General features: G+C 41.4%; 2 protein-coding genes. Both read left to right on the forward strand.

Annotated features, from left to right (window positions below):
* The first annotated feature begins 301 nt into the window (after positions 1-301).
* Positions 302-607 carry a hypothetical protein gene (locus GVL03_RS18720; protein WP_003680963.1) on the forward strand — a complete coding sequence of 102 codons (306 nt, stop codon included), beginning with the start codon at positions 302-304 and terminating at the stop codon, positions 605-607.
* 102 nt (positions 608-709) lie between these two features.
* Positions 710-2,047, forward strand: a complete 1,338-nt coding sequence (locus GVL03_RS18725) for a protein rep (RefSeq protein ID WP_032491207.1) — start codon at positions 710-712, stop codon at positions 2,045-2,047.
* Positions 2,048-2,200: the final 153 nt, after the last annotated feature.

The raw sequence follows: 2,200 nt of genomic DNA on the forward strand, positions 1-2,200 counted from the left end.
GGTTCACATGTAAACATGCGAATATGTAAACATGCGAGTTCATGATTTTATATTCTTTAATCATGTGAAACTTTTATCCCGTCAAGGCCGATGGGATTTTTTTTTGATCGCTTTTTTCAAAAAAAAATTTCATCGCTTGCCTTGGCCTTGACGGCTAGCGGATAAAGTACGCTATTGGCAAAGGTTGGGGGCGCTTTTCCCCCAACCTCTGCCCAGCGGCGAGCGAAAAAATCGATAATTGCTAATCTATAAAGGATATAGTAGTATCCATATATGACAAAAAAAATGACGGATTTTTTAGATGACGGTAAATAAAAAAAGACGACGTGTTCTTGTTACGGTTTCCCCCGAAATGTATGAACTTGTTCAGGCTGTTTCTAATGAGGCAAACGTAGCAACAAGCAATCTTTTGGGTGAAATGATTGAAGAATGCAAGCCTGCATTTGAAGCAATGCTGACTGCGGTTAGACAGGCGAAGAATAAGAATGCTGATACTTTTGATACGTTACAGCGTTTATTAATCTCGGCTCAATCTCAGGTCACAGATGCCCAAATTGATTTGTTAGATGAGCAGAAAAAACTCAGACGGCAGACGTCTGAGAAATAGAAATGGAAAAGCCCTGATGACGGTCAGGGCTTAAAGGGGGTAGCGATGACGGTCGCTACTGTATTTCTCTAGAGTGGAATCTAGCTTAGGAAATTTATTATCATGTATTTCAATGAAAATATCAATCTAGAAGTACATCAATTTTTAGAAAGTGATGTACCTTTTCAGGGTGTGGGGGGCGTTGAGAAACAAGCTCCCTTGGTATATACGCAAAATAATGCGCCCTCCTTATCTGACGGGCTTTTCAGCGTACCCGATAATGTCTATATCGAAGACGGCAAGTTAACCATCATCGACAAAGATACTGGCGAAGTTCTCACGGAAAAAACTCCAAATCCGAGGGCGGAACGTTGGGCTTTGAAATCAGTGGTCAACAAATTAATGCCGAAATCTCGAACATCTAAATGCCATCGTTGGCGAATACCTACGCAAAAACCTACTGTTTATAGAAAACATGACGCAGAAAAGCCTAGGGCGTTTTATGGTGGTCTAGAAGTGTGTGCAAATGTTTGGGCTTGCCCTGTTTGTGCGGCTAAGATATCAGAGAGAAGAAGAGAAGAGCTTAAAAGAGCTATTGAAGAAGCTAAAAGACAAGGGCTTCATGTTTCAATGCTGACTTTAACTGCCCCACATTATAAAGGAGATGATTTAGCTGGCTTGCTTAATAAAATGACTTCAGCTCAGACGAAGTTATGGAAAGATAAAGCAGGCAAGAGACTAATAGAAACCTATGGCATTGTAGGGAGAATTCGGGCGTTTGAAGTAACCTACGGCGAAAACGGTTTCCATCCACATTTTCACATCTTGTTATTCACTGAAAGACTTTTTGAACCATCTTCCATGTCTGAAGCGTTTTATCGCGTTTGGAAGCATTGTTGCGTCTCTAAAGGTCTTGGCGAGCCGAGTTTAAAGCATGGCGTTCGTTTTGATGTAGCAGATGAAGCCATAGGCGATTATGTAGCGAAATGGGGTCTTGATTCTGAGATGACTAAGGGACACGTCAAGAGGTCAAAAACTGGTTATTCGATGACCGACCTGCTTAGAGCTTACCTCTATACCAAAGATAAGCAATTTTCGAAGCTATGGCTTGTTTACGCTAAAGCATTCAAGGGTAAAAGACAGTTAGTCTGGACTAATGGGCTAAAGTCTCGTTTATTAGTTGAGGAACAATCGGACGAAGAATTGGCAACCGCTCAAGTTGAAGAGGCGGAAAAATTCGCAGAATTTACTGCTGAACAATGGCAGGCGATTTATAGGACAGATTCCGAATTTTATGTTTTGAATTGTGTTGAAAAGAATCCTGCCGGCTTTGATGATTTTATAAATAAGCTTTGCAAACTGTCAGCAGAGATGGCTGTCGGGCGAGGTGGCCGGGGCGATGTGCATGTTGCACGCGCTCGGCCTACTCGCCCGAATGCCAGAGGGCGGGAAGATGTATAGCGTATCTAAATTTTAAAGCGTTAGCAGGTTCACATGTAAACATGCGAATATGTAAACATGCGAGTTCATGATTTTATATTCTTTAATCATGTGAAACTTTTATCCCGTCAAGGCCGATGGGATTTTTTTTTGATCGCTTTTTTCAAAAAAAAA

It is taken from the genome of Microbacterium sp. 18062 (genome assembly GCF_902706225.1).
Classification (GTDB): Bacteria; Actinomycetota; Actinomycetes; order Actinomycetales; family Microbacteriaceae; genus Microbacterium.

Excerpts from the sequence above, each read along its gene's own strand:
- GVL03_RS18720 (WP_003680963.1), top strand. The coding sequence starts at position 302 with ATGACGGTAAATAAAAAAAGACGACGTGTTCTTGTTACGGTTTCCCCC.
- GVL03_RS18725 (WP_032491207.1), top strand. The coding sequence starts at position 710 with ATGTATTTCAATGAAAATATCAATCTAGAAGTACATCAATTTTTAGAA.